Annotated in this window: 27 protein-coding genes; 15 read left to right on the forward strand and 12 right to left on the reverse strand. The window is 67.3% G+C overall.

What is annotated here, in order from left to right:
* Positions 1 to 41 precede the first annotated feature (41 nt).
* From E3N94_RS14355 to E3N94_RS14370, 4 genes are all read right to left on the reverse strand, one after another.
* The gene (locus tag E3N94_RS14355; RefSeq protein WP_233191142.1) at positions 42 to 1,322 is read right to left on the reverse strand and encodes a maleylacetate reductase; all 1,281 of its coding nucleotides are present in this window, start codon (positions 1,320 to 1,322) and stop codon (positions 42 to 44) included.
* Positions 1,323 to 1,329: 7 nt separating this feature from the next.
* Positions 1,330 to 2,034 carry an alpha/beta hydrolase gene (locus E3N94_RS14360; RefSeq protein ID WP_104099467.1) on the reverse strand — a complete coding sequence of 235 codons (705 nt, stop codon included), beginning with the start codon at positions 2,032 to 2,034 and terminating at the stop codon, positions 1,330 to 1,332.
* An 8-nt stretch (positions 2,035 to 2,042) separates the two neighbouring features.
* Positions 2,043 to 3,017, reverse strand: a complete 975-nt coding sequence (locus tag E3N94_RS14365) for a ring-cleaving dioxygenase (RefSeq protein ID WP_104099468.1) — start codon at positions 3,015 to 3,017, stop codon at positions 2,043 to 2,045.
* A 474-nt stretch (positions 3,018 to 3,491) separates the two neighbouring features.
* Positions 3,492 to 4,538 (reverse strand): sigma-70 family RNA polymerase sigma factor, encoded by a 1,047-nt coding sequence (locus E3N94_RS14370; protein WP_104099470.1) that lies wholly within the window; start codon positions 4,536 to 4,538, stop codon positions 3,492 to 3,494.
* 185 nt (positions 4,539 to 4,723) lie between these two features.
* On the opposite strand from E3N94_RS14370, the gene E3N94_RS16825 reads away from it, so the two are divergent.
* Positions 4,724 to 5,608, forward strand: coding sequence for a hypothetical protein (locus tag E3N94_RS16825; protein WP_104099471.1), 885 nt, complete (start codon positions 4,724 to 4,726; stop codon positions 5,606 to 5,608).
* Positions 5,609 to 5,670: 62 nt separating this feature from the next.
* Here E3N94_RS16825 and E3N94_RS14380 read toward each other — a convergent pair whose 3' ends face one another.
* Positions 5,671 to 5,955 (reverse strand): glutaredoxin family protein, encoded by a 285-nt coding sequence (locus E3N94_RS14380; protein ID WP_134570450.1) that lies wholly within the window; start codon positions 5,953 to 5,955, stop codon positions 5,671 to 5,673.
* 350 nt (positions 5,956 to 6,305) lie between these two features.
* On the opposite strand from E3N94_RS14380, the gene E3N94_RS14385 reads away from it, so the two are divergent.
* The gene (locus E3N94_RS14385; RefSeq protein WP_134570451.1) at positions 6,306 to 7,886 is read left to right on the forward strand and encodes a GGDEF domain-containing protein; all 1,581 of its coding nucleotides are present in this window, start codon (positions 6,306 to 6,308) and stop codon (positions 7,884 to 7,886) included.
* A gap of 335 nt (positions 7,887 to 8,221) precedes the next feature.
* Positions 8,222 to 9,838, forward strand: coding sequence for an ADP-ribosylglycohydrolase family protein (locus tag E3N94_RS17320; RefSeq protein WP_241976758.1), 1,617 nt, complete (start codon positions 8,222 to 8,224; stop codon positions 9,836 to 9,838).
* Between the two features lie 28 nt (positions 9,839 to 9,866).
* On the opposite strand, the gene E3N94_RS14395 is transcribed toward E3N94_RS17320, so the two are convergent.
* A complete protein-coding gene (locus E3N94_RS14395) occupies positions 9,867 to 11,576 on the reverse strand; it encodes a BCCT family transporter (protein ID WP_134570452.1) in 1,710 nt (569 codons plus the stop codon).
* 137 nt (positions 11,577 to 11,713) lie between these two features.
* On the opposite strand from E3N94_RS14395, the gene E3N94_RS14400 reads away from it, so the two are divergent.
* Together E3N94_RS14400 and E3N94_RS16765 are read left to right on the forward strand one after the other, a co-directional pair.
* Positions 11,714 to 12,364: a cob(I)yrinic acid a,c-diamide adenosyltransferase gene (locus E3N94_RS14400; RefSeq protein ID WP_104099476.1), complete on the forward strand. Its 651-nt coding sequence runs from the start codon at positions 11,714 to 11,716 to the stop codon at positions 12,362 to 12,364.
* An 82-nt stretch (positions 12,365 to 12,446) separates the two neighbouring features.
* Complete coding sequence (locus E3N94_RS16765; RefSeq protein ID WP_174776136.1) at positions 12,447 to 12,599, forward strand: hypothetical protein; 153 nt, start codon at positions 12,447 to 12,449, stop codon at positions 12,597 to 12,599.
* Here E3N94_RS16765 and E3N94_RS14410 read toward each other — a convergent pair.
* Both E3N94_RS14410 and E3N94_RS14415 read right to left on the reverse strand, forming a co-directional pair.
* A complete protein-coding gene (locus tag E3N94_RS14410) occupies positions 12,589 to 13,089 on the reverse strand; it encodes a PTS glucose transporter subunit IIA (protein WP_104099477.1) in 501 nt (166 codons plus the stop codon). The genes E3N94_RS16765 and E3N94_RS14410 overlap by 11 nt on opposite strands.
* Positions 13,086 to 13,358: a PTS glucose/sucrose transporter subunit IIB gene (locus E3N94_RS14415; protein WP_255408595.1), complete on the reverse strand. Its 273-nt coding sequence runs from the start codon at positions 13,356 to 13,358 to the stop codon at positions 13,086 to 13,088. The genes E3N94_RS14410 and E3N94_RS14415 overlap by 4 nt, the downstream gene beginning before the upstream one ends.
* A 171-nt stretch (positions 13,359 to 13,529) precedes the next feature.
* Between E3N94_RS14415 and E3N94_RS17525 the strand changes: the two genes are divergently transcribed.
* The 5 genes from E3N94_RS17525 to E3N94_RS14440 all read left to right on the forward strand — a co-directional run bounded on the left by E3N94_RS17525 (position 13,530) and on the right by E3N94_RS14440 (position 18,064).
* Positions 13,530 to 14,279: a GntR family transcriptional regulator gene (locus E3N94_RS17525; protein ID WP_134374105.1), complete on the forward strand. Its 750-nt coding sequence runs from the start codon at positions 13,530 to 13,532 to the stop codon at positions 14,277 to 14,279.
* 57 nt (positions 14,280 to 14,336) lie between these two features.
* Entirely contained in the window at positions 14,337 to 15,581 is a 1,245-nt protein-coding gene (locus tag E3N94_RS14425; protein WP_104099479.1) for a PTS transporter subunit EIIC, read from the forward strand.
* Positions 15,582 to 15,612: 31 nt separating this feature from the next.
* The gene (nagB, locus tag E3N94_RS14430; RefSeq protein ID WP_104099480.1) at positions 15,613 to 16,398 is read left to right on the forward strand and encodes a glucosamine-6-phosphate deaminase; all 786 of its coding nucleotides are present in this window, start codon (positions 15,613 to 15,615) and stop codon (positions 16,396 to 16,398) included.
* 67 nt (positions 16,399 to 16,465) lie between these two features.
* Complete coding sequence (nagA, locus tag E3N94_RS14435; protein ID WP_241973077.1) at positions 16,466 to 17,620, forward strand: N-acetylglucosamine-6-phosphate deacetylase; 1,155 nt, start codon at positions 16,466 to 16,468, stop codon at positions 17,618 to 17,620.
* Positions 17,621 to 17,800: 180 nt separating this feature from the next.
* On the forward strand, positions 17,801 to 18,064 hold the full coding sequence (locus tag E3N94_RS14440; protein ID WP_134570453.1) for a hypothetical protein: 264 nt from the start codon (positions 17,801 to 17,803) through the stop codon (positions 18,062 to 18,064).
* A gap of 79 nt (positions 18,065 to 18,143) precedes the next feature.
* Here the strand turns inward: E3N94_RS14440 and E3N94_RS14445 are convergent, their stop codons facing one another.
* Positions 18,144 to 18,941 (reverse strand): NYN domain-containing protein, encoded by a 798-nt coding sequence (locus tag E3N94_RS14445; protein WP_347232705.1) that lies wholly within the window; start codon positions 18,939 to 18,941, stop codon positions 18,144 to 18,146.
* A gap of 114 nt (positions 18,942 to 19,055) precedes the next feature.
* On the reverse strand, positions 19,056 to 19,181 hold the full coding sequence (locus E3N94_RS17530; RefSeq protein ID WP_277870684.1) for a hypothetical protein: 126 nt from the start codon (positions 19,179 to 19,181) through the stop codon (positions 19,056 to 19,058).
* A 249-nt stretch (positions 19,182 to 19,430) separates the two neighbouring features.
* Between E3N94_RS17530 and E3N94_RS14450 the strand changes: the two genes are divergently transcribed.
* Positions 19,431 to 20,732: an HNH endonuclease signature motif containing protein gene (locus tag E3N94_RS14450; RefSeq protein ID WP_166790116.1), complete on the forward strand. Its 1,302-nt coding sequence runs from the start codon at positions 19,431 to 19,433 to the stop codon at positions 20,730 to 20,732.
* A 202-nt stretch (positions 20,733 to 20,934) separates the two neighbouring features.
* On the opposite strand, the gene E3N94_RS14455 is transcribed toward E3N94_RS14450, so the two are convergent.
* Entirely contained in the window at positions 20,935 to 21,711 is a 777-nt protein-coding gene (locus E3N94_RS14455) for an N-formylglutamate amidohydrolase (protein ID WP_134570455.1), read from the reverse strand.
* 224 nt (positions 21,712 to 21,935) lie between these two features.
* On the opposite strand from E3N94_RS14455, the gene E3N94_RS14460 reads away from it, so the two are divergent.
* The 4 genes from E3N94_RS14460 (at position 21,936) to E3N94_RS14475 (ending at position 24,119) form a co-directional block, all read left to right on the forward strand.
* The gene (locus E3N94_RS14460; RefSeq protein WP_134415697.1) at positions 21,936 to 22,118 is read left to right on the forward strand and encodes a hypothetical protein; all 183 of its coding nucleotides are present in this window, start codon (positions 21,936 to 21,938) and stop codon (positions 22,116 to 22,118) included.
* A 12-nt stretch (positions 22,119 to 22,130) separates the two neighbouring features.
* Positions 22,131 to 22,589 (forward strand): hypothetical protein, encoded by a 459-nt coding sequence (locus E3N94_RS14465; protein ID WP_134415698.1) that lies wholly within the window; start codon positions 22,131 to 22,133, stop codon positions 22,587 to 22,589.
* 369 nt (positions 22,590 to 22,958) lie between these two features.
* Positions 22,959 to 23,411, forward strand: coding sequence for a hypothetical protein (locus E3N94_RS14470; protein WP_134415699.1), 453 nt, complete (start codon positions 22,959 to 22,961; stop codon positions 23,409 to 23,411).
* A 315-nt stretch (positions 23,412 to 23,726) separates the two neighbouring features.
* On the forward strand, positions 23,727 to 24,119 hold the full coding sequence (locus E3N94_RS14475; RefSeq protein WP_134570456.1) for a hypothetical protein: 393 nt from the start codon (positions 23,727 to 23,729) through the stop codon (positions 24,117 to 24,119).
* A gap of 49 nt (positions 24,120 to 24,168) precedes the next feature.
* On the opposite strand, the gene cycA is transcribed toward E3N94_RS14475, so the two are convergent.
* Entirely contained in the window at positions 24,169 to 25,635 is a 1,467-nt protein-coding gene (gene cycA / locus E3N94_RS14480) for a D-serine/D-alanine/glycine transporter (protein WP_134393754.1), read from the reverse strand.
* Positions 25,636 to 25,695 lie beyond the last annotated feature (60 nt).

Consider the following 25,695-nt stretch of genomic DNA (forward strand, 5'->3'; position numbering starts at 1 on the left):
CCGCCCGCGCCGCCCGCCCGGCCGCGCCGCCCGCCCAGCGGCTAGCGCCCGCCCGGGGCGGCGCCGGACCAGGCATTCCGCAGCAGCAGAGTCAGGTCGTCGGGGGTGACCGCGCGCGGGTTCGACGCGGGAACGGCCGGCAGGATCAGTGCCACGGCCCGGGCGATGTCCGACTCCTGAAACCCGAAGTCCCGCAGGGCAGTCGGTGCGTGCAGGCTGTCCCGCAGGGCGAGTAACCCTTCGACGGCGGTGCGCGAGCCCAGGGCGGCGGCTATCCGCGCCTCGGCCTCGGTGGCGGCGGGCGCGTTGAGGGCGACCACATGCGGCAGCACGATGGCGTGCGTCTGCGCGTGCGGCAGCCCAAAAGTCCCGCCCAGCACGTGACAGATCGTGTGATGCAGGCCCGAACCGGCGCTGGAGAACGCGCTCGCCGACAGATACGCGCCATAGAGGGCATCCTTCCGGGCGGCCAGGGCTCCGTGGATGCCGCCGCCCCCCAGAACCGGATCGCTCCCCGATGTGTCCGAGCCGGCCGCCTCCGCGGTGTGCGGGCCGACCCCGGGAGCCACGGCGATTCGCGGTAGGGCGTGGGCCAGCATCCGGATTCCCTCAGCGGCGAGCAGCGCGCTGACCGGGTTCGCGCCCGGGGCCCAGAGGGCGTCGACGCCGTGGGCGAGGGCGTTCAGCGCGCTGGACACGCTCAGCTCGCGAGGGAGGGACAGCGTGAGGTCGGCGTCGTAGATCACGGTGCCGGGCAGGACCCTCAGATCGAACCCGGTGGTCTTCACCCCGTTTTCGACCAGCCCCCAGACCGCGGTGGCCTCCGAACCGGAATAGGTGGTGGGCACCGCCACGATCGGCAGTCCGCCGGTCCGCTCGCTGCGCAACGCGAGAATCTTGGCCAACCCGATCGCCGACCCGCCGCCGAGGGCAACGATCACGTCGACGCGAGCCGCCTGGGCCGCCCGATGGGCGCGCTCGGCCGACTCCGCCGGAACGTGCTGCACGACCTCATCGAACACCAGCACCGAACGGATGCCGGCGAGCACCGCCGCGGACCGCTCCAGTTCCCGCCGGGTCGCGATCATCATCACGCGCGGGGCGCCGGGGGTGCCGCTGGCGCCCAAGGTGCCCGCCGTAGCGATTACGCTCGCCGTGCTGGTGCCGGTGCCGCCGGCCTGCCCCGTGGCCGGCTGCTCGCCGAGCACCTTGCCGAGCACCTCGCCGAGCAGCTCGCCGGCCCGCCCGGTGCCGAAGAGCACGCGCTGTCGCTGCGTTCGATACTCGAAATCGAGGTCCGGCTCGACGGGCTGCTCCCTCACGGCACGCCTACGCGCGCGTCTGCATGGGGCGGGCCAGCCAAGCTCGGGCGGCGGCGACATCCGTGGCGGCGATGCCGTGACCGCCATCGCGCAGCTCGCGGTCGACCTGGGCGCCGCGCCCGATGAGGGTGGCGACGGCCCGGTCGGCGCTCGCGAGCGGGGCCATCAAGTCGGAGCGTCCGTTGAGCATCAGCACCGTCGTGTCGGCGAGGTCCGTGGCGAGCGCGCGATCGTCGAGCGGGAACATGCCGGAGAACGCGACGACCCGGTCGAGAACGTCGGGGTGCAGCAGGGCCGTGGCCAGGGCGATGTTGGCCCCGTTGGAGAAGCCCACGGCGATAATGCGGCGCCCGTCGAGGTCGTAGTGCTGCCGGGCTTGGGCGATGAAACCCGCCAGTTCGCCGGCCCGCAGCACCACGTCCTCGACATCGAACACGCCCTCGGAGAGGCGGCGGAACCAGCGCAGCATGCCGCCCTCGGTGACGCGACCGCGCGGGGCGAGCACGGTCGCGCCGGGGTCGAGCGCGTCGGCAAGGGTGAGGATCTCCTGCTCATCGCCGCCGGTGCCATGCAGCATCAACAGCACGGGGGCGGAGACATCCGTGGGGTCTGAGCCGGGCGGGCCCGAGTCGCCGGATGCCGTCGGCGAACCCGCCCGGAAAACGTGCACCCAGTCGAGATCGGTCTGTGGGGAGTCGCGTTGCTCGGTCATCGAGGGTCCTACTTCTCCGCGACGAGGGCCGGGTTGTTCTCGCTCGGCAGGGTGATCGGAACGACGGCGCGCTCGATCTGGTCCCGGCTGGGCTCGAGCCACGGCGGCAGCTTGAGCGAGCGGCCCAGTTCCAGCAGTGGCTCGTCGATGTCGAAGCCGGGGGTGTCCGTCGCGATCTCGAACAAGACGCCGCCGGGCTCGCGAAAATAGATCGACGTGAAGTACTGCCGGTCGAGGATCGCCGTCACGCCGTAGCCGCGCGCGACGAGTTCCTGGCGCCACTGCTCCTGCGTGGTCTTGTCCGGCACCCGGAACGCGATGTGGTGCACGCTGCCGCCGGCGGTCAGGCCGACCTGCCCGTTCGGGTCGGCGAGGATGTCCACGATGTTGCCGGGGGCTCCGTCGCCGGCACCCACCCGGATGCGGTCGGTTGTCTCCTCGATCACGTGCATGCCGAGGTCGCGGGTGAGCACCTCGACGGTGCCGGTCGGGTCGGCGACGGTGAGCACCGAGGAATGCTGGCCGCGCACCGCGTACTCGGCGGGCACGGATGCCGAGTCCCACGGATTGCGCGGATCAACCGTCGACGAGGCCACGAGGTCCAGCTGCAGGCCGTCGGGGTCACGCAGGGAGAGGCGTTCCTCGTCTGCGGAGCGGCGCACGAATTCGGATTCGACGCCGAGTTGCCTGAAGTGGCCGGCCCACCAGCCGAGGCTGCCGGCCGGCACCGAGAAAGCGGTGGACGTGGACTGGCCCGAGCCGGGGCGCCCGCTGGAGATGCCCGTCCAGGGGAAGAAGGTGAGCAGCGAACCCGGGCGGCCCGCGTCATCCCCGTAATAGAGGTGGTAGGTGCCGGGGTCGTCGAAGTTGACCGTTTTCTTTACGAGCCGCAGGCCGAGGCCGGTCACGTAGAAGTCGATGTTGCGCTGCGGTGCACCGGCAATCGCGGTGACGTGGTGCAGTCCGGAGGTGTGCGGAGTCACGGGGTCCCTTTCTGGCGGGAAGCTGGTCGGTGTGCTGTTGGCGTCGAGTCTGGCATGCGCTTTCTGAGCTGCGCAGTCCGGCGTGATGCCGACTTCTATGCAAACACATGTTTCTGTGGATTCATTCCCAGGCACGTGCAGCTCCCGCGCGAGGGCGAATGCGCCGCTCGGGCCGCCTCGGGCCGGGCCGACGGGACTACTCTCCCGGGCCGACATCCCAGGAACGCTCCGGCAAGTCCTCGAGCCAGTTCCCGACCGAATCGTCGTTCGCCAGGGAGATGCTGCTCTCAGCGGGACACGCCAGCCCCGGCGGAACCGAGCACGACGCCTCGGAGATCAAATCCCGGCCGTCGACATCCTTCGGCGGTTGTGCACCCGCGTTCCCAAACATCGAACCCCCTCAGTCGGCTTTTCCGGTGCGGTCGCCGGGGTCCGGGGCAACAGTTTGAAGCTACGCTCGCGGAGGATTCGCCGTCAAGCACTTCGAGAAACGGATGCTGCCGCGATTCTGCCGCCGCCCCGTTCCGCCGTCTCCGCGCTGGCGCTGACCCGCGCCCCGGGAACCCGCCCGGAGGCCAACGGAGACCGCAGCCGGGCCAGGGCCTGCAGCTCGATCTGCCGCACCCGGTCGTAGGACACACCGAAGTGCGCTCCGATCTCCCGCCGGGGCTTCGGGATGTCGCCGCCAAGGCCGTACCGCATGCTCAGGACGCTGGCTTCGCGGTCGGGCAGGAGGGAGAGGTGGCAGGCGAGGCGCTCCAGCAGGAGGATGCGGCCGGCGGCGTCGCACGGGTCGAGCGCCGCGACATCCGCAATGGTGTCGCCGAAGGGCACGTTCTCGAGGCCGCTGCCGAGGTCGGCCCAGACCGGGGCGTCGATCGACCGCGGCTGGCCGGTGCGGTTCCGCAGCGTCAGGATCTGTTGCGTGGTGAGCCCGCTGGCCTGGCCGAGTTCCGCGATGGTGCCGTCGCGGCCGAACTGCTGCCGCAGCCGGTGCTGCACCTGGTTGAGGGCGGTGAGCGCCTCAACCTGGTAGGCCGGGAGACGGATGGTTCGGGCCTGGTCGGCCAGCGCGCGTTGAATGCTCTGGCGGATCCACCAGGTGGCATAGGTCGAGAACTTGAAACCGCGGGTGTGGTCGAAACGCGGGGCCGCCCGGATCAGGCCGAGATTGCCTTCCTGGATCAGGTCGAGGAGGTCGAGCCCGCGGCCGGTAAAGTGCCGGGCCACGGACACCACCAGCCGGAGATTCGCGCAGATCAGGTGATTCATGGCCCGCCCGCCGTCGGCCGCGAGCCAGCGGAGCTCCTCTCCGAGGTCGGCGGCCCCCTCTCCGGAAGCACCCGGCCAAAGCCGTGAGAGTCTCTCCGCTGCGAGCAGCCCGACCTCGATGCGCTGGGCGAGCTCGATCTCATCCGTCTTGGTCAGGAGCGGCACACGGCCGATCTCGTGCAGGTAGGCGCCCACGGAATCGGCGGAGAAGCGGTGACGGGAACGGGAGCGGCTCGCGGCGATGGTCATGCCGGTACCGTAGGCGCGGGCCGGGGTCGGGACCTCGGGGCCGACGCAGCGTGTGCAGAATCACCGCACGGGTCCGGCTGTGCAGGAACCCCGTGCGCCGACCGACCTCGAACGGGGAGTTTCGCTCGGGGCCCGGATCGACGATGATGAGCGGGCAGAGCCGCATCGAGTGGAGGGACGCGACTATGAGTGATGCAGAGTCAAACGATTCCGGCGAGAATTTTCTGCCCGGCCGTGACGGCGACAGCGGCGGCGGCAGCGGTGACGACAGCGGCGACAGCGGTGATAGCGGTGGCGACAGCGGTGGTGATAGCGGCGACAGTGGCGGCGTCAGCGAGAGCGAGGTCGACCGCTACGAGGTCTACCACCCGCCGGCGGACCGCTTCCTCACCGCCCAGATGTGGTGGATCGCGAGCGAACTGGTGCGGCGGCATCCGCATCTCCGCATCTCCGGGGTGGAGGTCGACGAGGCCGACCGCCTCCTGATCGTGCATGACGAGCAGGACGGCATGAGCGTGCAGTGGGACCTCGAGGGCGGCTGCAAATTCCTGGTCAACGGGGTGGTGCAGAAAATCAGCTGGATCCAGATGCTGGCCACGCTCAACCCGCACACGATCGTCAAGCGTATCGAGGTGGCGACCGGACTCGGCATCCCGAAGACCACACCGGCCACGTCCGCCCGGGCGCTGACCTACCGGGTGATCGCCAGCGCGCTGGCCACCGCGACCAACGACCGGTACGAGTGGTACGCGGTTCCGGCGCCCATGCTGCACGACGAAGATCCAGAAAACCCCGGATGCGAGTTCTTCCGCGACTTTCCCTCCACCGTTCGGGCGCGGGCGGAGTATGTCGCGATGACCCTCGATGAGTTCGAGGCGGGCGGTCGCAGCGTGTACTTCTACCAGCCGTTCTGGGCGCTGCTGCGCGACCTTGAGCCGATCGCGATCTTCGACTCTGCCGGGGTGGTGCACACGACCTCGGGCGCCACGGCACTGATGCCCCTGTATGAGCGGCTCGACCGCAAGCTCGCGCTCGTGACCGCGCGCGTGCTCGCCGACTACTTCCCCTGAATCGGGCGCGGGCACTCGGGCAGGCGAGCTGGCCTCCGCTGCGGAGAGGGCGAGCGAGCCGGTTAGCGGATGCTGCCGAGCTGGGTCAACTTCGCGTGCAGAGTCGAATCGCTGGGCTCCACCACGTGGGTGCCGTCCGGGAACAGGATCACCGGGATCTGGGTGCGGCTGCTGATCGCGTGGGCACGGTCGGCGCCGTCCCCCACGAGCAGGAGGTCGACGTAGTCGTAGTCGACGTTCAGCGTATCGAGCAGTTTCTTCGAGCGGCGGCAGTCGCCGCACCACTCCGCCCCGAACATGGTCAGGCGCTGGGCGTTGGAAGCAGGGGGAGCGGCGAGGTCGGTCATGAGCTCATCCTAGGTCGGCACCCTGAGTGCCCCGCGGGTCGGCGTGCGTGCGCCTCGTTTTGGGGCAGAGGGCCATCGTCGATGCCCTCGAGAACCGGGTTTTTGAGGCAGGCCGACTGCTAGGTTCAGTCTGAGCACGAACAGTTGGGGGACTGAACATGCATTCAGACCAGGATGCCGCACAAGACTCAGGGGGACAACCGGCCATCGACCTGCCACGACCAGCAGCGCCTCACGCAGTGCAGGCGCCAGAACCAGCGCCAGATCCAGCGCCAGAACCAGCGCCAGAACCAGCGCCAGAACCAGCGCCAGAATCCTCGATCGACGACCTCCTCGCCGACTGCGAGCGATTGAGCGCGAGCGGGAGCCATCTCGACGGTGTCGGGCAGGCCGAGGCGGTGCTGGCCCGGGCCGGCGCGACGCTGCTGCAGCAGGCGCAGGCCCGTGAACTGCTGGCGCTGCATCGGCTGCGACTGGGCGACTATGAGGCATCCGTTCAGCAGGGACTGTTGGCGCTGGAGTTCCTGGACGGCACCGGCGATCTGCTGCGGCAGTCCAAGGTGCACTGCACCCTGGTGCTGGCCTACAGCGACACGGGGCTCTACGAACCGGCGCTGCGCCACGTGCTCGCGGCAGTGGAGACGGCCCGTGGCAGTGGCAGCGCCCTGGCCGAATTCTGGGCGCTCAGCCGTTCGTCGATGGTGCACGAGGGCATGGGCGAGTCCGAACGGGCGCTCGAACTGGGGCGGCAGGCGCTGGGCCTCACGCGCACGATCGACGACCCCGAGGCGCGGTTCGTGGGTCTCAACAACCTCGGTGACACCTGCCTGATCCAGGCTCAGAGGCAGAGCGCCCAGGGCATGAACGTGGAGATGGGCCTGAAGCAGGCCCTCCTGCTCGTGCGGGAGGCCGTGGCCGTGGCCCACGCCCAACGGCACAACTTCTACGAGAGCATCGCCCGCACCAACCTGGTCAGCATTCTGATCGAACTCGGCGAGCACGAAGAGGCCCGCGAGCAGGCCGGCCGGGCCCGCCGTCTGGCGAAGGCGCACGGGTTCCGCAGTCTCGAGGAGAACAACGACGCGCAGTTGGCCGAGGTGGCCAGGGCCGAGGGTGACCTCGATGGGGCAACCGCGATGATGAACGCCCAGCTGCTGGTCGCCGCCCTCGACGACGATCCGGCTCTGCACATCAAGCTGCAGCAGGCCTTGTTCGAGATGCACAAGGAGTCCGGCCGGTTCGAGCAGGCGCTCGGGCACTTCGAGAAGCTGCACGCCCTGATCCTGAAACGCACGACCGAGACGGCCGGCATCCAGTCCCAGATGCTGATCAACACCCTGGGGATCGAGCAGGCCCGCCACGAGGCGGAGCGGTCGCAGCTCGATGCGGCACGGCTGCGCATCCGTGCCGACGATCTGGACCACCAGGCGAACACCGACCCGCTGACCCGACTGCCCAATCGCCGGGCGCTCGACCGCCAGCTGCCGCCCCTGATGGGCCGCTCCCGTGACACCCGGCAACCGATCTGCGTGGCCATGATCGACATGGACCACTTCAAGCGGGTCAACGACGAGCACGGGCACGCCACCGGCGACCAGGTGCTGAACGCCATGGCCACCCTGTTGCGCGCCGTCACCCGGGACAGTGATATGGCCGTGCGCGTGGGCGGCGAGGAGTTCTTGCTCGTTTTCGCGGACACCACCCTGGAGTGTGCCGAGCAGGCGTGCGAGCGCCTGCTGGCCTCCGTTCGCGGCTACCACTGGGGTGCCCTGGCGCCCGATCTGGCCTGCACTGTGAGCGTCGGCCTGGCCGAACTCTCCCCGGGCGAGACCGTGGCGGACTGGCTCGCGCGCGCCGACGCGGCCCTCTACCAGGCCAAGGATTCCGGCCGGGACCAGATGGTTACCGCCGTGGTGCTGTCGGTGGCGTAGAACCCGAGGAGCCCCCCATTCAGAGCGCCGTGCCCGGCCTTGAACCAATTCGACGGAGATTTTGCCGAAAGGGTCGGTTTGAGGCCGAAAACAGGGTTTATGGGCAAAATCTCCGTCGAATTCGTTAGGGGCGGATGTGCTGCAGGGCCGTGGGCGGGGAAACGAACGACCCCCGATTCACGGCCGGCACTGACCCTCGAATGCGGCGGCGACGGATGCGGCGTTTCGCCCGTAGGCTCGACGTGGGGGTTTGTGCCTCGGGGGGCCCGGAAAACGGGCCAGCCGGAGCCCGACTTCATTGACTGCACGATCGCACGATTGCACGGGGGAAACGCTTGAAACTGACGTCCGCACAACTGGACCGCGCCGCCGGCGTTCTGCTGGGCATGGCCTGTGGCGACGCCCTCGGCGCCGGCTACGAGTTCGGCCCGCCGCTCGCGAGCGACGCCGTGGTTACGATGAGGGGCGGCGGCGGGTTCGATTGGGCTCCCGGAGAGTGGACCGACGACACCTCCATGGCCGTGCCGATCGTCAACGCGATCGCGGCCGGTCAGGACCTCCGCGACGAGGCCGTGCTCGACGAGATCGTGGCTGCCTGGGTCGAGTGGGCCCGCACGGCACCGGACGTGGGCAACCAGCTGCGCGCGGTGCTCTCCCGAACCGAGCCCACGGCATCCGCGGTGCGCGTCGTCGCCCGTGCCCATCACGACCGGCACGGCCGCAGCGGCGGCAACGGTTCGCTCATGCGCACGGCGCCCGTGGCGCTCGCCTACCTCGACGACCCGGTGGCGCTCGCCGGCGTCGCCCGCACGATCAGCACGCTCACCCATTATGAAACGGATGCCGGCGACGCCTGCGTGCTCTGGTGCCTGGCCATTCGGCACGCGGTGCTCGAGGGCACCCTCGACGTTCGGGTCGGCCTTGACGCCCTGCCCGCCGACCGCCGCGCGCTCTGGGAGGCGCGCTTCGTCGTGGCCGAGGCCGGCGTTCCCTCCGACTTCAGCCGGAACGGCTGGGTCGTGGAGGCGCTGCAGGCGGCCTGGTCGGCGATCATTCAGCCACGGAGCACGCCGGGTGGCGCTTCCGGCGCGGGAACCGTCTCCGCCACCCCCGCCGGGCACCTGCAGGACGCCCTCGAGATCGCCGTGCGCGGCGGCCGCGACACCGACACGGTCGCCGCGATCGCCGGCGGGCTGCTCGGGGCGCGCTATGGCGCATCCGCGGTGCCGGCCGCCTGGCGCCGCATCGTGCACGGCTGGCCGGGCGGATTGCGCGCCGACGAACTGGTGCGCCGCGGTGTGCTGGCCGCCCGCGCGAACGGTGGGCGATCCCGATGGTCGAGCGTGTCGGGGTCCCCGGTGCTGGCCGAGCGCCGAGACCGGGCCAGCACCGACCGGAACGAGCCTGGTGCAGCCAAGCGCCGCGGCGTGGCCGTACTCGACCGTCGGTCCCGCAAAGACCGTGTCGCCACCACCTGGCCTACCGCCGATCACCTGCCCTACTCCACCTCCGGCGACATTTCCACCTTCGTGCGGCACCCGCACGACGATGGTGTCTGGCTCGGTGCGATCGGCATCCTGGGTGACCTGCCGGTGGAAATCGACGCCGTCGTGTCGCTCTGCCGGGTCGGCCGCACACAGGTTCCCGGCCGCATCCGTGCGGAGAACAAGGTTGCGGTCTGGCTGATCGACGAGCCAGCAGAGAAGGCCAACCCCAACCTCGACTTCGTGCTCACGGACACCGTCGATGTCATCGCGGCCCTGCGCGCCGAGGGACGCACCGTGCTCGTGCACTGCGTGCAAGCGGTCAGTCGCACGCCCGCGGTTGGTGCGCTCTACGCTGCGAGACACCGGGGGATCCCGATCGAGCAGGCGCTGCGCGAGGTGACGGATGTCCTGCCGCACGCGCATCCGAACACCGCGTTCCTGCAGGCGCTCAAATCCGAGGCGTGAGCGATCGGCCTGCAAAAACAAGCCGGTCTCAGGGTCGATGGCCATCCGGGTCGAGGGGAGACGCGGCATCCGGTTGCACGCCCAGGTCGATGCTCTCCGCGGTCGCATTCGTGAACGGGACCGCGCCGAGCGCCTCCGAGGAGGTGCGCACCGGCCCGACGGTGCGCTGGCGCAACGGGTCACGACGCAGATCCACATAGAGCGACACGCACAGCCCGATGATGATCAGAACGAACGGGGTCGCCGCCAGGATGGTGAACGTCTGCAGGGCACCCAGCCCGCCCACGAACAGCAGAACCGCAGCGACGGCGCCGGTGAGGATCGCCCAGAGGATCACCAGCGGCTTCCAGGGCTCCTTACGACCGCGACTCGACAGCGTCCCGAGCACGAGAGCGCCCGCATCCGCCCCGCTGACGAAGAACACGGCGGTGAGCACCATCACTACGAGAGCCGAGCCGATGAAGAACGGATACTGCTGCAACGCCGCGAAGAAGCCGGCCGCCGCACTGCCGGTGCCGGCGATGTCGACACCGTTCAGCTGCAGGTTCAACCCCATGCCGCCGAAGACGACGAACCACAGGATGCTGACCCCCGTCGGTACCAGAAGCACGCCGAGAATGAACTCACGTATGGTGCGGCCGCGGGAGATCCGGGCGATGAAGGTTCCTACGAACGGGGTCCAGGAGATCCACCACGCCCAGTAGAAGATCGTCCAGCTCGCCAGCCACTCCTCGCCGCCGAACACCGCCGAGTGGAAGCTCATCGGTACGAGATCGGCCAGATAGACGCCGATCGACGACGGCAACAGATTCAGGATGAAGACGGTCGGGCCGACCACAAAGACGAACACGACGAGTAGGGCCGACAGCACCATGTTGGTGTTACTCAACCACTTGATGCCTTTCGCCACCCCGCTCGCCGCGGAGAACACGACCCCCACGGTCAGCACGCAGATAATGATGATCGGCACGACCGTTCCGGGTTCCTCCTCGAATTGCCCGGAACGAAGCAGTGAGACACCGGCCGCGATCTGCAGTGCGCCCAGCCCGAGCGACGTCGCCGAACCGAACTGGGTGCAGATGATCGCCAGGATGTCGATCGGCTTGCCCCAGCCCTTGCCCTCGATCCGTTCCTTGCCGAACAGGGCCTGGAATGGAGCGCTCATCAGGTTGCCGCGGCCCATCCGGTAGGTGGAGTAGGCCAGGGCCAAGCCGACCACCGAATAGATCGCCCACGGATGCAGACCCCAGTGGAAGAAGGTGTACGCCATGGCCGCGTTGGCAGCCTCCGGGCTGTTCGCCGGTGCGTCGACGAACGGCGGCGGCGTCGCCAGGTGGGTGACCGGCTCGTACACGCCGAAGAACATCAGCCCGATCCCCATGCCTGCACTGAACATCATGGAAACCCAGGAGACTGTCGAGAACTCGGTGCTCTGCCCGTCGCGGGAGAGCGGAATGCTGCCGTACCTCCCGAAGGCCAGCACCAACGAGAAGATGACGAAGCCCGACGCCCCGAGAATGAACAACCAGCCGAGGTTGCCGGTTACCCAGCCGAGAACGGATGCTGATACGTCGCCCACGGTCTCGGTGAACATCACCCCGACCAGACAGATCACCACGATGATGCCGGCGGAAACGCCGAAAACCGTTTTGTCGATGGTGCCCAGGCCCTCTCGGTGCGGTTCACTGACCGCGTCCCCGAGTTCCGACTCGATGCCATCTGCTGAATCCTTGGACATATCGCTCCTCGGTGATCGAACACCCGTCGATCGGACAGTTCCCGTCACGTCACTGCCGCGGGAGGTGCGAGAAGAAAACTGCTTGCGGCTCGCCTAAACGCTACGCGGATGGCGCGGCGATTACTATAGTGTCCGCTATGGCTGACCTCGGAGAATTCGCACCGGCCCAACCGGCCCTCTACACCGGCAAGGGCGATTCCGGCCGCACCACCTTCGGCCGGCACGGCGACGTGGCCAAGACCGACGTGCGTGTCGCCGCCTACGAAGCCTGCGACGAGGCCAACGCGGCCGTCAGCTTGGCCATGGCTGCCGGTGGCCTGCCCATCGAGGTGACCAGTACGCTCGCCAGCGTGCAGAACGACCTGTTCGATTTGGTGGCCGACCTGTCCGTGCCCCTCGACGACCCCGAGTCGGCGCCGGCACGCATCCGCGAGTCGCACCTTGTCCGGCTCGAGCGTGCCGTCGATCACTTTGCGCAGCAGGCCGCCGACCTGAGCGGCTTCGTGCTCCCCGGCGGAACGGTCGCAGCCGCACTGCTCTATCAGGCGCGTGGCGTCGTGCGCCGTGCCGAGCGAGCGGTGTGGGTTGCCATCGACCTGCACCCGACCTCCGTCGACCCGCTCACCGCGCGGTACCTGAACCGGCTGTCGTCCCTGATGTTCGTGCTGGCCCGGGGAGCCAACGCCGAGCACGGCGACGTGATGTGGGTGCCCGAGGCTTCGGCTCGGGCGATGGCGCAGGAAGAGGTCGGCGACGACCGTCCGGAGACGGGTGCCGGCGGCGCCTGACGGTGCTGCTCTCCGAGATCGGCGACGCGGCCTCCCGCGTAACCTCCGACCTGGCCGCAGGCAAGCCGCAAGCGGCAGCACGATGAGCACGAGTACCAGCACCAGTACCAGTACCAGCAGCAGCAGCAGCACCAGCACCAGCACCAGCACCAGTACCAGCGCCAGCGCCAGCGCCATGAATCCCCCGGCGGATGCGTCCGCGGTCGACGGTCAGCGGTGGACGCTCAGCGGGTGACGGTCAGGAAGACATCGCCGGACTCGAGTTGGGCGCCGGCCGTGACGGCATCCGCCAGCGTGATGTTCTCCGCCTTCTGTTCGAGGATGATCACGGGCACGATCGGGTTGCGTCCGGTGGCCTCGATGGCCGACACGTCCCAGGTGACGATGATGTCGCCGGCAGAGACGTGGTCGCCCTGCTGTGCGCGCAGGGTGAAGCCCTCGCCGTGCAGTTCGACGGTGTCGATACCCAAATGCACAAGCACACCCAGACCGTCGGGGGAGACGATCACGTAGGCGTGCGGGAATACCTTGAGCAGCGTGCCGCTGATCGGGGCGATGGCGTCGACCACGCCGCGGGGCGGGTCGATCGCGGCGCCCGGGCCCACGATGGCTTGGGCGAAGGTGGGGTCGGGCACCTCGGCGAGCGCCACAGCGCGGCCGGGCACAGGGGAAAGGACGATGACGGGGGCGACCACGGAGGCGCTCACGGGTGCGGCCGGGCTCATAGCAGGTCCTCGATGTCCTCGGCCAGGTTGTCGGCTTCGGGGCCCACGACGACTTGCACAATGGTGCCGGAACGGAAGACACCGTGCGCTCCGGCGGCCTTGAGCGCCGCCTCGTTCACGGCCGCGGGGTCGGTCACCTCGGTGCGCAGGCGAGTGATGCACGCCTCGATTTCGACGATGTTGGTTTTTCCGCCGAGGGCGGCCAGGATCTGCGCGGCTTTGCTAGTCATCTTCTGTTCCTTCTGTGGTGGGCACTGCGACGGGCTCATCGACTGCGATTCGATCGAAGGCCCGGGCCGCACTCGGTGTTGACAAGTGGGGTGCCCTGCCTTCATGATCTAACTATTGGATCGTACCAGTACGGACCACTCAGCGGAAGTGGTACTACACCACTCGGGCTCGACGCCGACCGAACCGATCAACAAGTGAAAGGCAACGCCATGAGCCAGACCCAGGAGGAGAGTTCAATGCTCGCAGCCGGGCCGGTGTCCAAGCAAACGCAGCTGCGCTCGATCCTGCAGGATCTGGTCGAGGAGACCCTGGCTCCACACGCCGCGATTCCGCCCGAGCGCAAGCTGATGGCGAAATACGGCGTCAGCCGGTCGACCGTGCGGGAGGCCATCCGTCAGCTGGTCGAGGAGGGTCTGCTCTACCGCATCCAGGGCAAAGGCACCTTCGTGGCGGGCGAGCGCGTGCAGAGCGATCTGCACCTGGCCTCCTTCACCGAGGACATGCGCCGCCGCGGCCTTGTTCCGGCAACACTCCTGCTGGCCACCGCGCTGATCGAGGCACCGCTCGATGTGCGGGCGGCACTCGGTCTGGGCGCGGGCGCCCGGGTGCAGGTCGTCGAACGGCTCCGGCTGGCCGGCGGCACCCCGATGGCCCTCGAACGCGGCTACTATCCGGCGGAGCTGCTGCCGAATCTTGGCGAGCAAGACCTTACCCGCTCCCTGTACGCGACGTTCGCGACCGAATACGGCCTGCGCATCGACAACGCCGAGCAGGCGGTCTGGGCGGATGCTGCCGGTCCCCAACTCGCGGAGACGCTGGGCGTCACCGCGGGGGCGCCGCTCATCGTCTTCCGTCGCACCTCGTCGGCGGGGTCAGCCGCCATCGAGTACGTCACGTCCTGGTACCGCGGTGATCGCTACCAGATTCACATGACCCTGAATCTCCGGCACCAGCTCTGATCTCCGGCCCGGCATGAGACCGGGCCCCACACACCACACCCATCACAGGAGGAATTCATGTCCAGCATCACCGAAGACGCCGGGACGCGACGAAAAATACCGGGCCTGGGCCAGGCTCAGCGAGTCGGCCGCAGCCTTATGTTGCCCATCGCGGCGTTGCCTGCCGCCGGGCTGCTTCTCCGCATCGGTCAGCCTGACCTGCTCGGCGCCATTCCGGGCTTCGAAACGGGCGGAGCCGTCATCGCCTCGGCGGGCGGGGCGCTGTTCGGGGCCCTCCCGTTGCTCTTCGCGGTCGGCGTCGCGATCGGCTTCGCGAAGAAGTCCGACGGCTCGACCGCCCTCGCGGCCGTGGTCGGCTATCTCGTCTTCTCCAAGGTCGGTGAGGCGATGTCGCCTCTCGTACTGGGGCTGCCGGCCAAGGGTGACCCCCAGGTACTCGTCGATTACAGCGTGCTCGGCGGCATCCTGATGGGTATCGTCTCTGCGGTGCTCTGGCAGAAATATCACCGCATCTCCTTGCCCAGCTACCTCGCCTTCTTCGGTGGTCGACGCTTCGTCCCGATCATCACCGCCGTGGTGGCGCTCGCACTCGGTGTTCTCCTCAGCTTCGTCTACCCGGCCTTCGCCGGCGGATTGACTGCCTTCGGCGATGTCGTCACCTCCAACGACATCTGGGGCGGCTTCCTGTACGGCACCACCAACCGGCTGCTCATACCCGTGGGGCTGCACCACATCCTCAACTCCGTGGTGTGGTTCGTGATCGGCGACTACAACGGTGCCAGCGGCGACATCGCGCGGTTCTTCGCCGGCGACCCCACCGCCGGAACCTTCATGACCGGGTTCTTCCCGATCATGATGTTCGCCCTGCCCGCTGGAGCCCTGGCCATCTGGCATGAGGCGAAGCCGACCCAAAAGAAGATCGTCGGTGGCATCATGCTCTCCGGTGCCCTCACCGCCATGCTCACCGGCGTCACCGAGCCCCTGGAGTTCTCGTTCATGTTCGTGGCGTTCCCCCTATTCGTCATCCACGCCTTCCTCACCGGAACGTCGATGGCCCTGGTGAACGCACTGGGTATCCGCGACGGTTTCAGCTTCAGCGCGGGTCTGTTCGATTACGTGCTCAACTTCGGCCTCGCCGAGAAGCCGCTTCTGCTCATCCCGATCGGACTGGCGTATGGCGCGATCTACTACTTCCTGTTCCGCTTCGTGATCCGCAAGTGGAATCTGAAGACCCCCGGCCGCGGCGACGACGAGGTGCCCGACGCCAGTGCGCCGGACTCCGCCTCCTCGACGTCGGTCTAGTCCACACAATCCAGAATCTGGAGTACGAAAAATGGCTGAAGTAGTTTTTGTTGACAGTAAGGCCGCGGCGGGAACGCTCGCGGCGGCATCCATTCGCGCACTGATCACCCAGAAGCCCGACGCGGTGCTGGGCCTGGCCACCGGCTCGACCCCGCTCTCGGTCTATGCGGCGCTCGCCGCCTCCCTGGCGGAGAACCCGATGGACGTCTCCCGAGTGCGCGGCTTCGCACTGGACGAATACGTCGGCCTGCCCGCCGACCACCCGGAAAGCTACCGCTCCGTGATCACCCGCGACGCCGTCGTGCCGATCGGCCTCACCCCCGAGAACATCCAGGTGCCGAACGGCGATCTGGCCACGATCGAGACCGCGGGCGTCGACTACGAGGCAGCCATTCGCGCCGCCGGCGGCATCGACGTGCAGATTCTCGGCATCGGCCGCACCGGGCACGTCGGGTTCAACGAGCCGGGGTCGTCGTTCGCGTCGATCACGCGAATCAAGACCCTCGCCGAGAAGACCCGCGTCGACAACGCGCGGTTCTTCGCATCCCCCGACGACGTGCCGATCCACTGCATGACGCAGGGTCTGGGCACCATTCTGCGGGCCCGGCACCTCATTCTGCTGGCCTTCGGCGAGGAGAAAGCGGATGCCATCGCCGCCGCCGTCGAGGGACCGATCACGTCGAGCAAGCCGGGATCCGTCATCCAGCTGCACCCGCATGTGACGGTCATCGTCGACGAGGCCGCCGCCTCCCGGCTCGAGAACCTCGCCTACTACAAGTACGCCTGGGCCAACAAGCACGCCTGGCAGGGGATCTGACGCAGCACTCCCTGACTCGACCCCGACCCCCGTTCCCTGCAACTCGCTGACTCCTGGAGACACCCTCATGACCCCGCCCGCACCCATCCAGGTCGACTCGATGCTCCTCGCTGCCCGGGCCGTGATCGCACCCGATGCGGTGCACACGCCGGGGTGGGTAGACATCCGTGCGGGGCTGATTGTGGCCTGCGGCGCGGGGGAGCCGCCCCGCCCTCCCGACCAGGTCTTCGAGCAGAGCACCCTGGCGCCCGGCTACGTCGACATCCACACGCACGGCGGCGGCGGCAGCAGCTTCAACGACGCCGACACCGACGCAGCCGTGGCGCGGATCACCGCGACCCACCGGGCCCACGGCACGACCACGATGATGGCCAGTCTCGTCACCGGTCCCCTCGACGAATTCGAGCGCACTGTGGCAGCCCTGGCCGGGCTGGTCGAACGGGGAGTGCTGGCCGGAATTCACCTGGAGGGCCCGTGGCTGAGTCCAGCTCACCGCGGGGCCCACGACGAGAGCTTGTTGCGCGAGCCTGATACTGAGACCGTCGACCGGTTGATGCGGGCGGGGCGAGGCACCGTGCGCATGGTCACCATCGCGCCTGAACTTGAGGGCGGGCTAGCGGCCGTGACGCAGATCGCGGGCCACGGGGCCGTGGCCGCGATCGGGCACACCGACGCGAACTACGACCTGACGCGGCAGGCGATCGCGGCGGGGGCCACGGCCGGCACGCACGTATTCAACGCGATGCGGCAGATTCACCAGCGTGAGCCCGGCCCGGCTCTCGCCCTTCTTGAAGACCCGAACGTCTTCGCCGAGCTCATCGCCGACGGCGTGCACCTGCACCCGGCCGTCGTGCGGTTCATCATCGAAAGCCCGTCGCGGCCCGTCTTCGTCACGGATGCCATGGCCGCCGCCGGCGCGGACGACGGCGCCTACAAGCTCGGCGGCCTCGACGTGAGCGTCGCTGACGGCGTGGCGCGCCTGGCCGACGGCACGATCGCCGGCAGCGTGCTCACCCTGAGCGAAGCCGTGCGCTACGCCGTGCACACCGCCGGAGTGCCGCTGGCCGTCGCGGTGCGGGCGGCCACCCAGAACCCGGCCGACATGATCGGCCTCCCCGACCGCGGTCGGCTCGCCGCCGGCCTCCGCGCCGACCTGATCGTGCTCGACGCGGGCCTATGCGTCACGGCGACGATGCAGGCCGGGGTGTGGTGCGCGGAGTAGCACCCCTCCAAAGCCGCGCCCGCTCCCGCCCGCCCTCCCCCGTCCGGGTCCCACCTCTCCCGTCCTCGTCCGGGTCCCGTCCGCTCCCGTCCTCGTCCGGGTCCCGTTCGCTCCCGTCCGCTCCCGCTGCCGTTCCTTCGCCAAGCCCCGAACGAATTCGACGGAGATTCTCATGAAAAAGTGCCTGGGAGGCCCATTTTCGGGCGTTGCAGGCAAAATATCCGTCGAATTGGTTCGCGCAGGCTGTCCGAGAACCGAGCGGGATTCGAGGGCATCGAGCTCATCGCCGCGTTCGACTGGGACTCCAGCACGGCGGAACGCGACGAGGTGCTCCGCCTGGCCAGACTTCGCTGCCCGGTCTCGGACAACCTGGGCAACGCAACGCCCATCATCGTGCGGCTCGCTGCCCCGGCCGAGCTGGCCGCAACGTTCGCCCCCGTGTAGCGACGGGTGCTGTGGGCTGGGCGGGTAGGCATCCGTTTCAGCCTGCTCGACCGGCTGGCCTCCCTAGATCAGCCGGCCGCTACCGCACCTTCAGCAGGATCGGGGCGGTGGGGCTCGCCTGCTGGAACTCGACCGTCTGATGCCTGGACTTAAGGAAGTCCGAGAACTGATTGAAGCCCAGCGCGCGTTCCTGAAACGTCGGGTCCAACCGTCGCATCGTGCTCTTCAGCGTGGCGGCATGCTGCCACTCCATGTGGTTCGCGGCGAGGTGTTCCATCGCCCGCAGCAGCAGCGCCGTCGCCGCTTTCTTGGCCCTGGGGCTGAGATCGAGATCGACTGGCGGCACAGCGGGGCCGGCGGATGGCGCGGTCTGCCGAGGCGTCGCATCCGTCAGCGCCTGAGCCTTGCTCGTGGCGACGATCTTGGCGACCGGGGGCTTCTTCGGCGCCGTTTTCTGGGTTGCAGGTTGGGCGACGGATGCCGTCACCACCGACGGCACCGGAGTGACGGGCGTCACCCGCATGACCCCGGGCAGCGAATCGTAGTCCGCGAACGTGTCGCAGGCCGCGGCCAGCGCGCTGCTCGTTGAGCCGGACACCCCGATGCCGATCACGACCCGGCCCAGCTGCTTGCAGCGCTGCACGAGCGGGATGTAGTCGGAGTCGCCGGCGGCGATCACGATGTGGGTGAGATCGTCCAGGCGGAACAGGTGTTCCATCACGTCGATGGTCAGAGCGATGTCGGCACCGTTCTTCAGCGTCGACACGGCCGGGAACAGTTGGGTGAGGTTGACGGCGCGATCGACCAGTTGCCTCCGGTAGCGCGCATTGACCGGCGCCGACCAATCGGCGTAGGCGCGACTGACCGCGATCGCAATCGGCGTAGGCGCGACTGACCGCGATCGGCCCGATGGCCGCCGCGTAGTCCAGGATCGCCCCGACGTCGACCAGGGCCTGCTGGATGCGCGTGGCGACCTCGGTCGCGGGCTGAATCAAACGCGGCTGCGCACCTTGTCCCGGCCGAAGGCGCCGTCGCCGTGCAACTGGTTGTACCGCGAGATGACGATGTTGTCGAAGTCGAGATAGACGCCGACTCGCGGATGCGACTGCTCAGACATGCGGATGCTCCTCCAGGGTTGATCTCCAAGACGAGCGTCGTGCAAGTCCCCCGGTTACAGCATCTTGGATGGGGGAGCGGGCCAGTGACTTCCGGTGCCGCACAGGACCCCCAGTACGGGAGGTCGGGCTGCCCCTCGGCCTTCACCGCACACCTCCGACTACTCCTCCACAAAGTCACTTTGACCAGCTTATTCACACTCCTGTGCCACGGCCGTCGAATGTCAGTGGCACCCCGTAACGTGACTGCTATGACCACCTCAGTCAGCACCTCGCAGGCCCAGCTCGGCTCGCGTTTCGACGCGATAGCCGCCGTCGACCGCAGCCTCGCACGGGGCTTCGCGCAGCGGGCCGACCTGATCGATGACGCCCGCAGGTTCAGCGAAGCCACGGCCGCGAGCGCTCCCCGCAACACGAGCTCCCGGTGGGACCCCGACGAGATCGCCCGGCGCGAATTCTCGAGCGAACTGGCCTGCACCCTGCGCATCCCCGCACCCACCGCCGAGGGTCTGATCGCCGAGTCCCGGGCCCTGGCCGAAGACCTCCCCGGCACCCGGGCGGCGCTGCAAGCCGGCGAGATCAGCTACCGGCACGCCCAGGTGATCATCGGGCAGGCCCTCTCGGTGCCCGCCGCGGCGCTGCCCGATTTCGAGGAGGCGCTGCTGCCGGCCGCGCGCGCTCTGACGGCGGCCAAGCTCAAGCACAAGGCCCGCGTGCTCCGCGAGCGCCTGCACCCGGAGTCCATCACCGCCCGGCGGGAGAAGTCCTTCGCGGAACGCACCTCCTGGGTGCAGGCGGAACCCGACGGAATGGCGACGCTGAGCCTGACCACGAGCGCCGACGTCGTGCACGCCATCTTCGCCCGGGCGAACGACGCCGCGCGCAGCCTGCAGGGGCCGGGGGAGCCGCGTTCCCTCACCCAGGTGCGCACCGACGTGATGACCGATCTGCTGATCGACGGGGTGACTCCGTCGGGAATCGGCACGGGCATCCGTGCCACGGTCCAGATCACGGTCCCGGTGATGACCCTCCTCGGCCACAGCGAAGAACCCGGCTACCTCGAGGGCTACGGGCCGATTGACCCCGACACGGCCCGCGACCTGGCCTCGCGAGCACCGAGCTTCACGTGCATCCTGGTTCATCCCGAAACCGGGGTCGTGCTCTCGGTCGGCCGCACACGCTACAAGGTGACGAAAGAGCTTCGGCGGTTTCTCCGCCTGCGCGACGAAACCTGCCGCTTCGCCGGTTGCAACCAGCCCGCGCGCGGCGCCGATCTCGACCATACCCATGAATGGCAAGACCTTGGCCACACCGCCCACGACAACCTTGCCCATCTCTGTCCGGGCTGCCATGCGTTGAAGACGGAGACCGGGTGGACGGTGAAACAAGAGCAAGGCGGCATCCTCACCTGGCACTCACCGACCGGACGCCCATTCGTGACGGAACCGGCCACCCCGATCGCCACTCCGGGTGCACCCGCGGGTGCGTCTCGGGCTGGTGCCGGGCCGCCGAGACCCGCCCGGCCACCGCTGCCCGATGAGGCCCCGTTCTGACCGGCACCGTTTCGATGCAAACGGATGCCCGACCGCCGCTACCAGGTGTCTGGACTACCGCTACCATCAAGCGCTACTCGCCACAGGGCTTGCCCGGGATTGACGAAGGCGCGTCGTGGCAACTCGATGGTTTGCGCGCGACCGTGGGAGAGCGCGTACGTTTCCGGTAGTGACCGTGTGCGTCGTTTTAGCCGTATCGAACCTAGTCGACCAGCCGCTTCAGCGAAACCTGCAACGGCGCGAACCCCTCCGGCTTGCGAGTCACCGTGGCCTCATCCATGTAGACGTCCCGGCGAATCTCGAGCATCACCGAACTCACCCGCGCATCGCTGCGGTAGTGCTTGAGCGGCACGTATGAGCCTGCGAACGGCGCATTGGCGTGCGCGTCGAGGTCAGGGAAGCATCCGCCAACCGTGGCCAGAAGGTCGACGGAGGCGTGGAACGGCTCCGACCCGACGCAGAGCGGTGCCCGGTAGCCGCCGCCGTGCAGCTCATCCGACAGCAGGGCCTCCGGGTAGGAATGAACGTCGAAGATCACGGCTCGCTCGTGCACGGCCAGTGTCGCGTCCACGAGTTGGGTGAACCGGGCCGAGTAGGTGGTGACGTAATCCATCAGGAGCTTCTCGTCGTCGACGGACACCCGCCGGATCTCCTGGCTCCGGGAGCCGTGGGTGTAGAGCACGCCCATGCCGACCGCGTTCATCTCCTCGGTGTCGTCGGGGAACCGCTCCACGTCGACCGCAAACCGGGAGAGCCCGCTGATGACCGCGCTCGCGCCGGTGATAGCCGCCACGAGTTCGTCGGTGAAGTGGTCGGTCATGATGTCTTTCTCCGCCTCCAACTCGGCCGGTGAGATGACGTAGGAGTGCAGGTGCTCCGCCGGGATCGCACGCCCGCCGTGCGGTGCGTGCAGGATCACGGGTGACGTCGCCGAGTTGTCGATCAGGCGGAACAGCGCGGTTTCGGTGTGGGCGGTCATCGGGTGCCTCCAGGCCGTGGCGCTCCCGGTCGGAAGGAGTTCAGGATCTCAGGGGCCACCGACATTCGGTCACTGATGCTCCGTGGCCCCTGCTCTGGGGTGAAAGGAATGCATCACAGGAGACGTTCCGAGCAGAGACAAACTCCTGTTCTGGGCCTACCTTGGCGCGCAAGCGGGGTCATCTCGGGCTGCGACTGGAGCAACAAACAGAACGAGGGGGCCGCATGACTCGTGCAAAATGGCAACTGGAATCAGCCGATGAGTTTCGGAACGGACCCCAGGCCAAGGTGGTCGACTTCTGGCGTTTCGGGATGGGAGATGCGCGAACGAACAATCTGCGCGGCTACCTGGCCGAGTACGTGGTTGGCCTCGCCGTAGACGCAATTCCCGCGAGTCGAGTCGAGTAGGACGCGTACGACGTGCTGGCGCTCAGCGGCACCCGCATCGAGGTCAAGACCTCAGGCCTTGTTCAGGCCCGGAATAAGTCTGATCCGCGTTCTCAAACAAAACCGCGTTGGAAAGTGCGAAAGGGAAACGCCCACACTGACATTGGTGGGAAGCCGAAGCGACTTCACGCCGATGTGTATGTCTTTGCCTTGGTTACGTCGACCTGTTTGGCCGATTACGACCCGCTCGACCTCGATAAGTGGGAGTTCCGGGTGGCGAGCCGCTGGCAGATCGACGAGTTTGATCGGTCCACATTCACGCCGAGCAATTTGACCGTCGATGGAATTCAACCGGTTCGTTGGGCCGGACTCAAGGATGCCATAGCCGCGGCTGGGCCCCAGTCCGTGACCGACGAGATGTCGCTATTCGTTGCCATCAAGTTGGCCACGGAGCACCTCGGAGAGCGTAGCCAGGCTGGAATTGGGTCTTAGCACATGGAATCAAAGCTTTTCTGGCAACCGCGCGCGCTTCTGAAGGAGTTGGAATCAGTAGGAGATTGGCCGCGTCTTGCGACAGTTTTCCTGACGCTCGAGTGGTCATCGATTCTGCAAGGGCGGCCCGCCCGTTCTGGGGCTGTAGTCAGCGTTCCCCGCCCGCTAGATTCGGCCCAGGGAATCGGGGGATCCATGAGTATTGAGGCGCCATCGATGAGGCAGCCTTCCACGCTCTCCCGATTAAACAGTGACGTAAAGGCGCCGCGGCATTCAGGACGACGGGTTGTTGAGACCGCTCTCGTTTTGTGCCTGATCCTCCCTCTTTCGGCGTGCTCAGGTTCGCGTCCGAATATACGAGAGGAGGCAATGTTTGAGGCCAGGATCAGCATAGAGAAGGTCTCCGCCCTGGCCATCGAAAGCGCCATTGGCCACAACCTCGACAGCTACTTGGATGCGGTGTCCACAGGAGACGTCTGGCCCAAGCCGGCGTTCGCCACAATCCGCGAAGACACAGATGAACAGACACCCGGTTGGGCTCGCGGAGCGGCGTTCGGAGCGGTAGTCGATCGATCAATGTCCTACCCGAAGGTGCTGGTTAGCTACGCCGCATCGGGGCAAAGCTCCACCGGAAGTGGATTCAATTCGAGGGTTGCCAACGTGTTGGTCTGCGTCAGCATCGAGGTCGAGTTCGTGGGCGACCGGGTTGATGTCTATATGCCCCCTTCTATCGCTGCCGTGGAATGTCCCGCCGACGTACAAAAATACTTCGGCGGGAACGAATTGGTCACGCTTGACGAGGTGTTCGCCGCATCTCCATGACGTTAGCGGCGGCCCAAAGTCACCGACTTTCGATAGCGCCAACCGCCACGGTGGCTGAAGACGGCTGTGAGGGGTCGCAAATCGACCTTCCTGAGTCGATTGAAGGTCGATTTGTGACCCCTCACGGCTTCGGCAGGGCGAATCAGGAGCCTCCGAATCGGTGTGGAGTCTGTTCCAGACCTGCCGTAGGCATCCATATTTACTGCCGAGACACCCCCACTGGGGACAAAAAAGCAGGCCAAAGCCTTCTTTCGCGGTGCGCCCCCACCTAGGCTTGAACTTTGCAGTAAAGCCAATCAGTTGGGGGACTGAAGCGTGAGTTCGGATAATGTGTTGCTCGCAACGGAGGCGCTGGTCGTGGCGCACTGCGGGGTCCTGATGGGCACGGTGTGTCTGCCGTTCGCGGCGTCGTTCCTCCTGGACGGAATCGTGCAGCTTCTGCGAGGCGACGGCCCGAAGCTGTTCCTGGGCAGCCTGGGCCTGGTGGTTCTGCTTGCCGGTGCCGGATACGCCCTGTGGCAGTTCGGAGCCGGCTACCCCGGAGTGGAAATGGAGAGGCCGGCCCTCATGGTCACGGTTTCCCTTTACCTGGTCGCGGTCTCCACTGTGCTGGCGCTGATCGGGTTCGTGCTGCGAACGGTGAGGCTCCTCCGGGACGCCCGGCGGGAGGCGGACAGGCTGCAGTACATGCAGATGTCTCCCCTGTGACGCCGGCTGAGCACCGCGCTGCCTCGGACTGACCGGCTCGTCTCGACCCTCAGTCGCGGAAGGTGAGCGCCAAAGCCCGATCGGCCTCGACACTCGCCCGGTGAAGTTCTTGATTAGCGGCCATTTCGGGGCGACGGCGGATGATGAGCCAGGCGATGCCGAGCCCGATGAACCACACCGGCGTCACGACCAACGCCTGCAGCGTATCCGTCTTCTGGGTGAGCGCCCAGATCAGGAATACGAAGAACGCGAGCAGGACATAACTCATGTACACGCCGCCGGGCATTTTGAACTTGGATGCTGCGTGCAGCGCCGGGCGGCGCTTGCGATACACGATGTAGCTCACCACGATGATGGTCCATACGAAGATGAACAGCACCGACGCCATTGTTGTCACCACGGTGAACACGGCCATGATCGATGAACTCGAATACAGCAGCACAGCCGATATGAGCAGGAACATGCACGAGAACAGCAGGGCGTTGGCCGGCACCTTGTGGCGGGTCAGACGTTGGAACCGCCCCGATGCCGTGCCCTCGACCGACAGCCCGAAAAGCATTCTGGATGTTGAATACAGACCGGAGTTTGCTGAGGATGTCGCGCTCGTGAGCACGACGAAGTTGATCACGGCCGCGGCCCCGCCGAGCCCTGCGAGGGCGAACATCGCCACGAACGGGCTCACATCGGCGCGGACCTCACGCCACGGCGTGACCGTCATGATCATGATCAAGGCGAGAACGTAGAACAGCATGATGCGAATGGGAATGGAGTTGATTGCCTTGGGAAGGTTCTTCTCCGGGTGCTGCGCTTCGGCGGCCGTGGTGCCCACGAGCTCGACCCCGAGGAACGCGAACACGGAGAGCTGGAAACCGGCGATGAACCCCATCGGGCCGGTCGGGAACATCCCGCCGTCGTTCCACAGGTTGGTGAAACTCGCCGGGGTGCCGTTGGGGGACTGGAACTGAGTGAACACCATCACGAGGCCCACGACGATAAGCGTGACAATTGCCACGATTTTGATCAGCGCGAACCAGAACTCGGTCTCGCCGAACGCCTTGACACTCGTGAGGTTGAAGCCGAGCAGAATCGTTACCGCCACGAGCGCCGGAATCCATAGCGGCAGATCGGGCCACCAGAAGCTCGTATACAGCGCGATCGCGATCAGCTCGGCGATGGCGGTGACGATCCAGCACACCCAGTACGTCCAGCTCGTGAAGAAGGCGGCCCACGGCCCGAGCAGGTCACCGGCGAAGTCGCTGAACGACTTGTATTCGAGGTTGGAGAGCAGCAACTCGCCCATGGCCCGCATGACGAAGAACAACATGAAGCCGATGATCATATAGACGAAGATCACGGACGGCCCCGCGAGGGAGATCGTCTTCCCCGAGCCCATGAACAGGCCCGTTCCGATCGCACCGCCGATGGCGATGAGCTGGATATGACGGTTCGAGAGCGATCGTGCCAGGTGTGGTTGCGCGTTCGGCGCTGGATGCGTGCTGGTTTTCACTTGCGACATCGGAGATACTTCCTTGTAGTCCAGGCAATGGGCACAGTGTCGGGGTCACCGATCTCTGCA

It is taken from the genome of Cryobacterium sp. Sr3 (genome assembly GCF_004402835.1).
Taxonomy (GTDB): Bacteria; Actinomycetota; Actinomycetes; order Actinomycetales; family Microbacteriaceae; genus Cryobacterium; species Cryobacterium sandaracinum.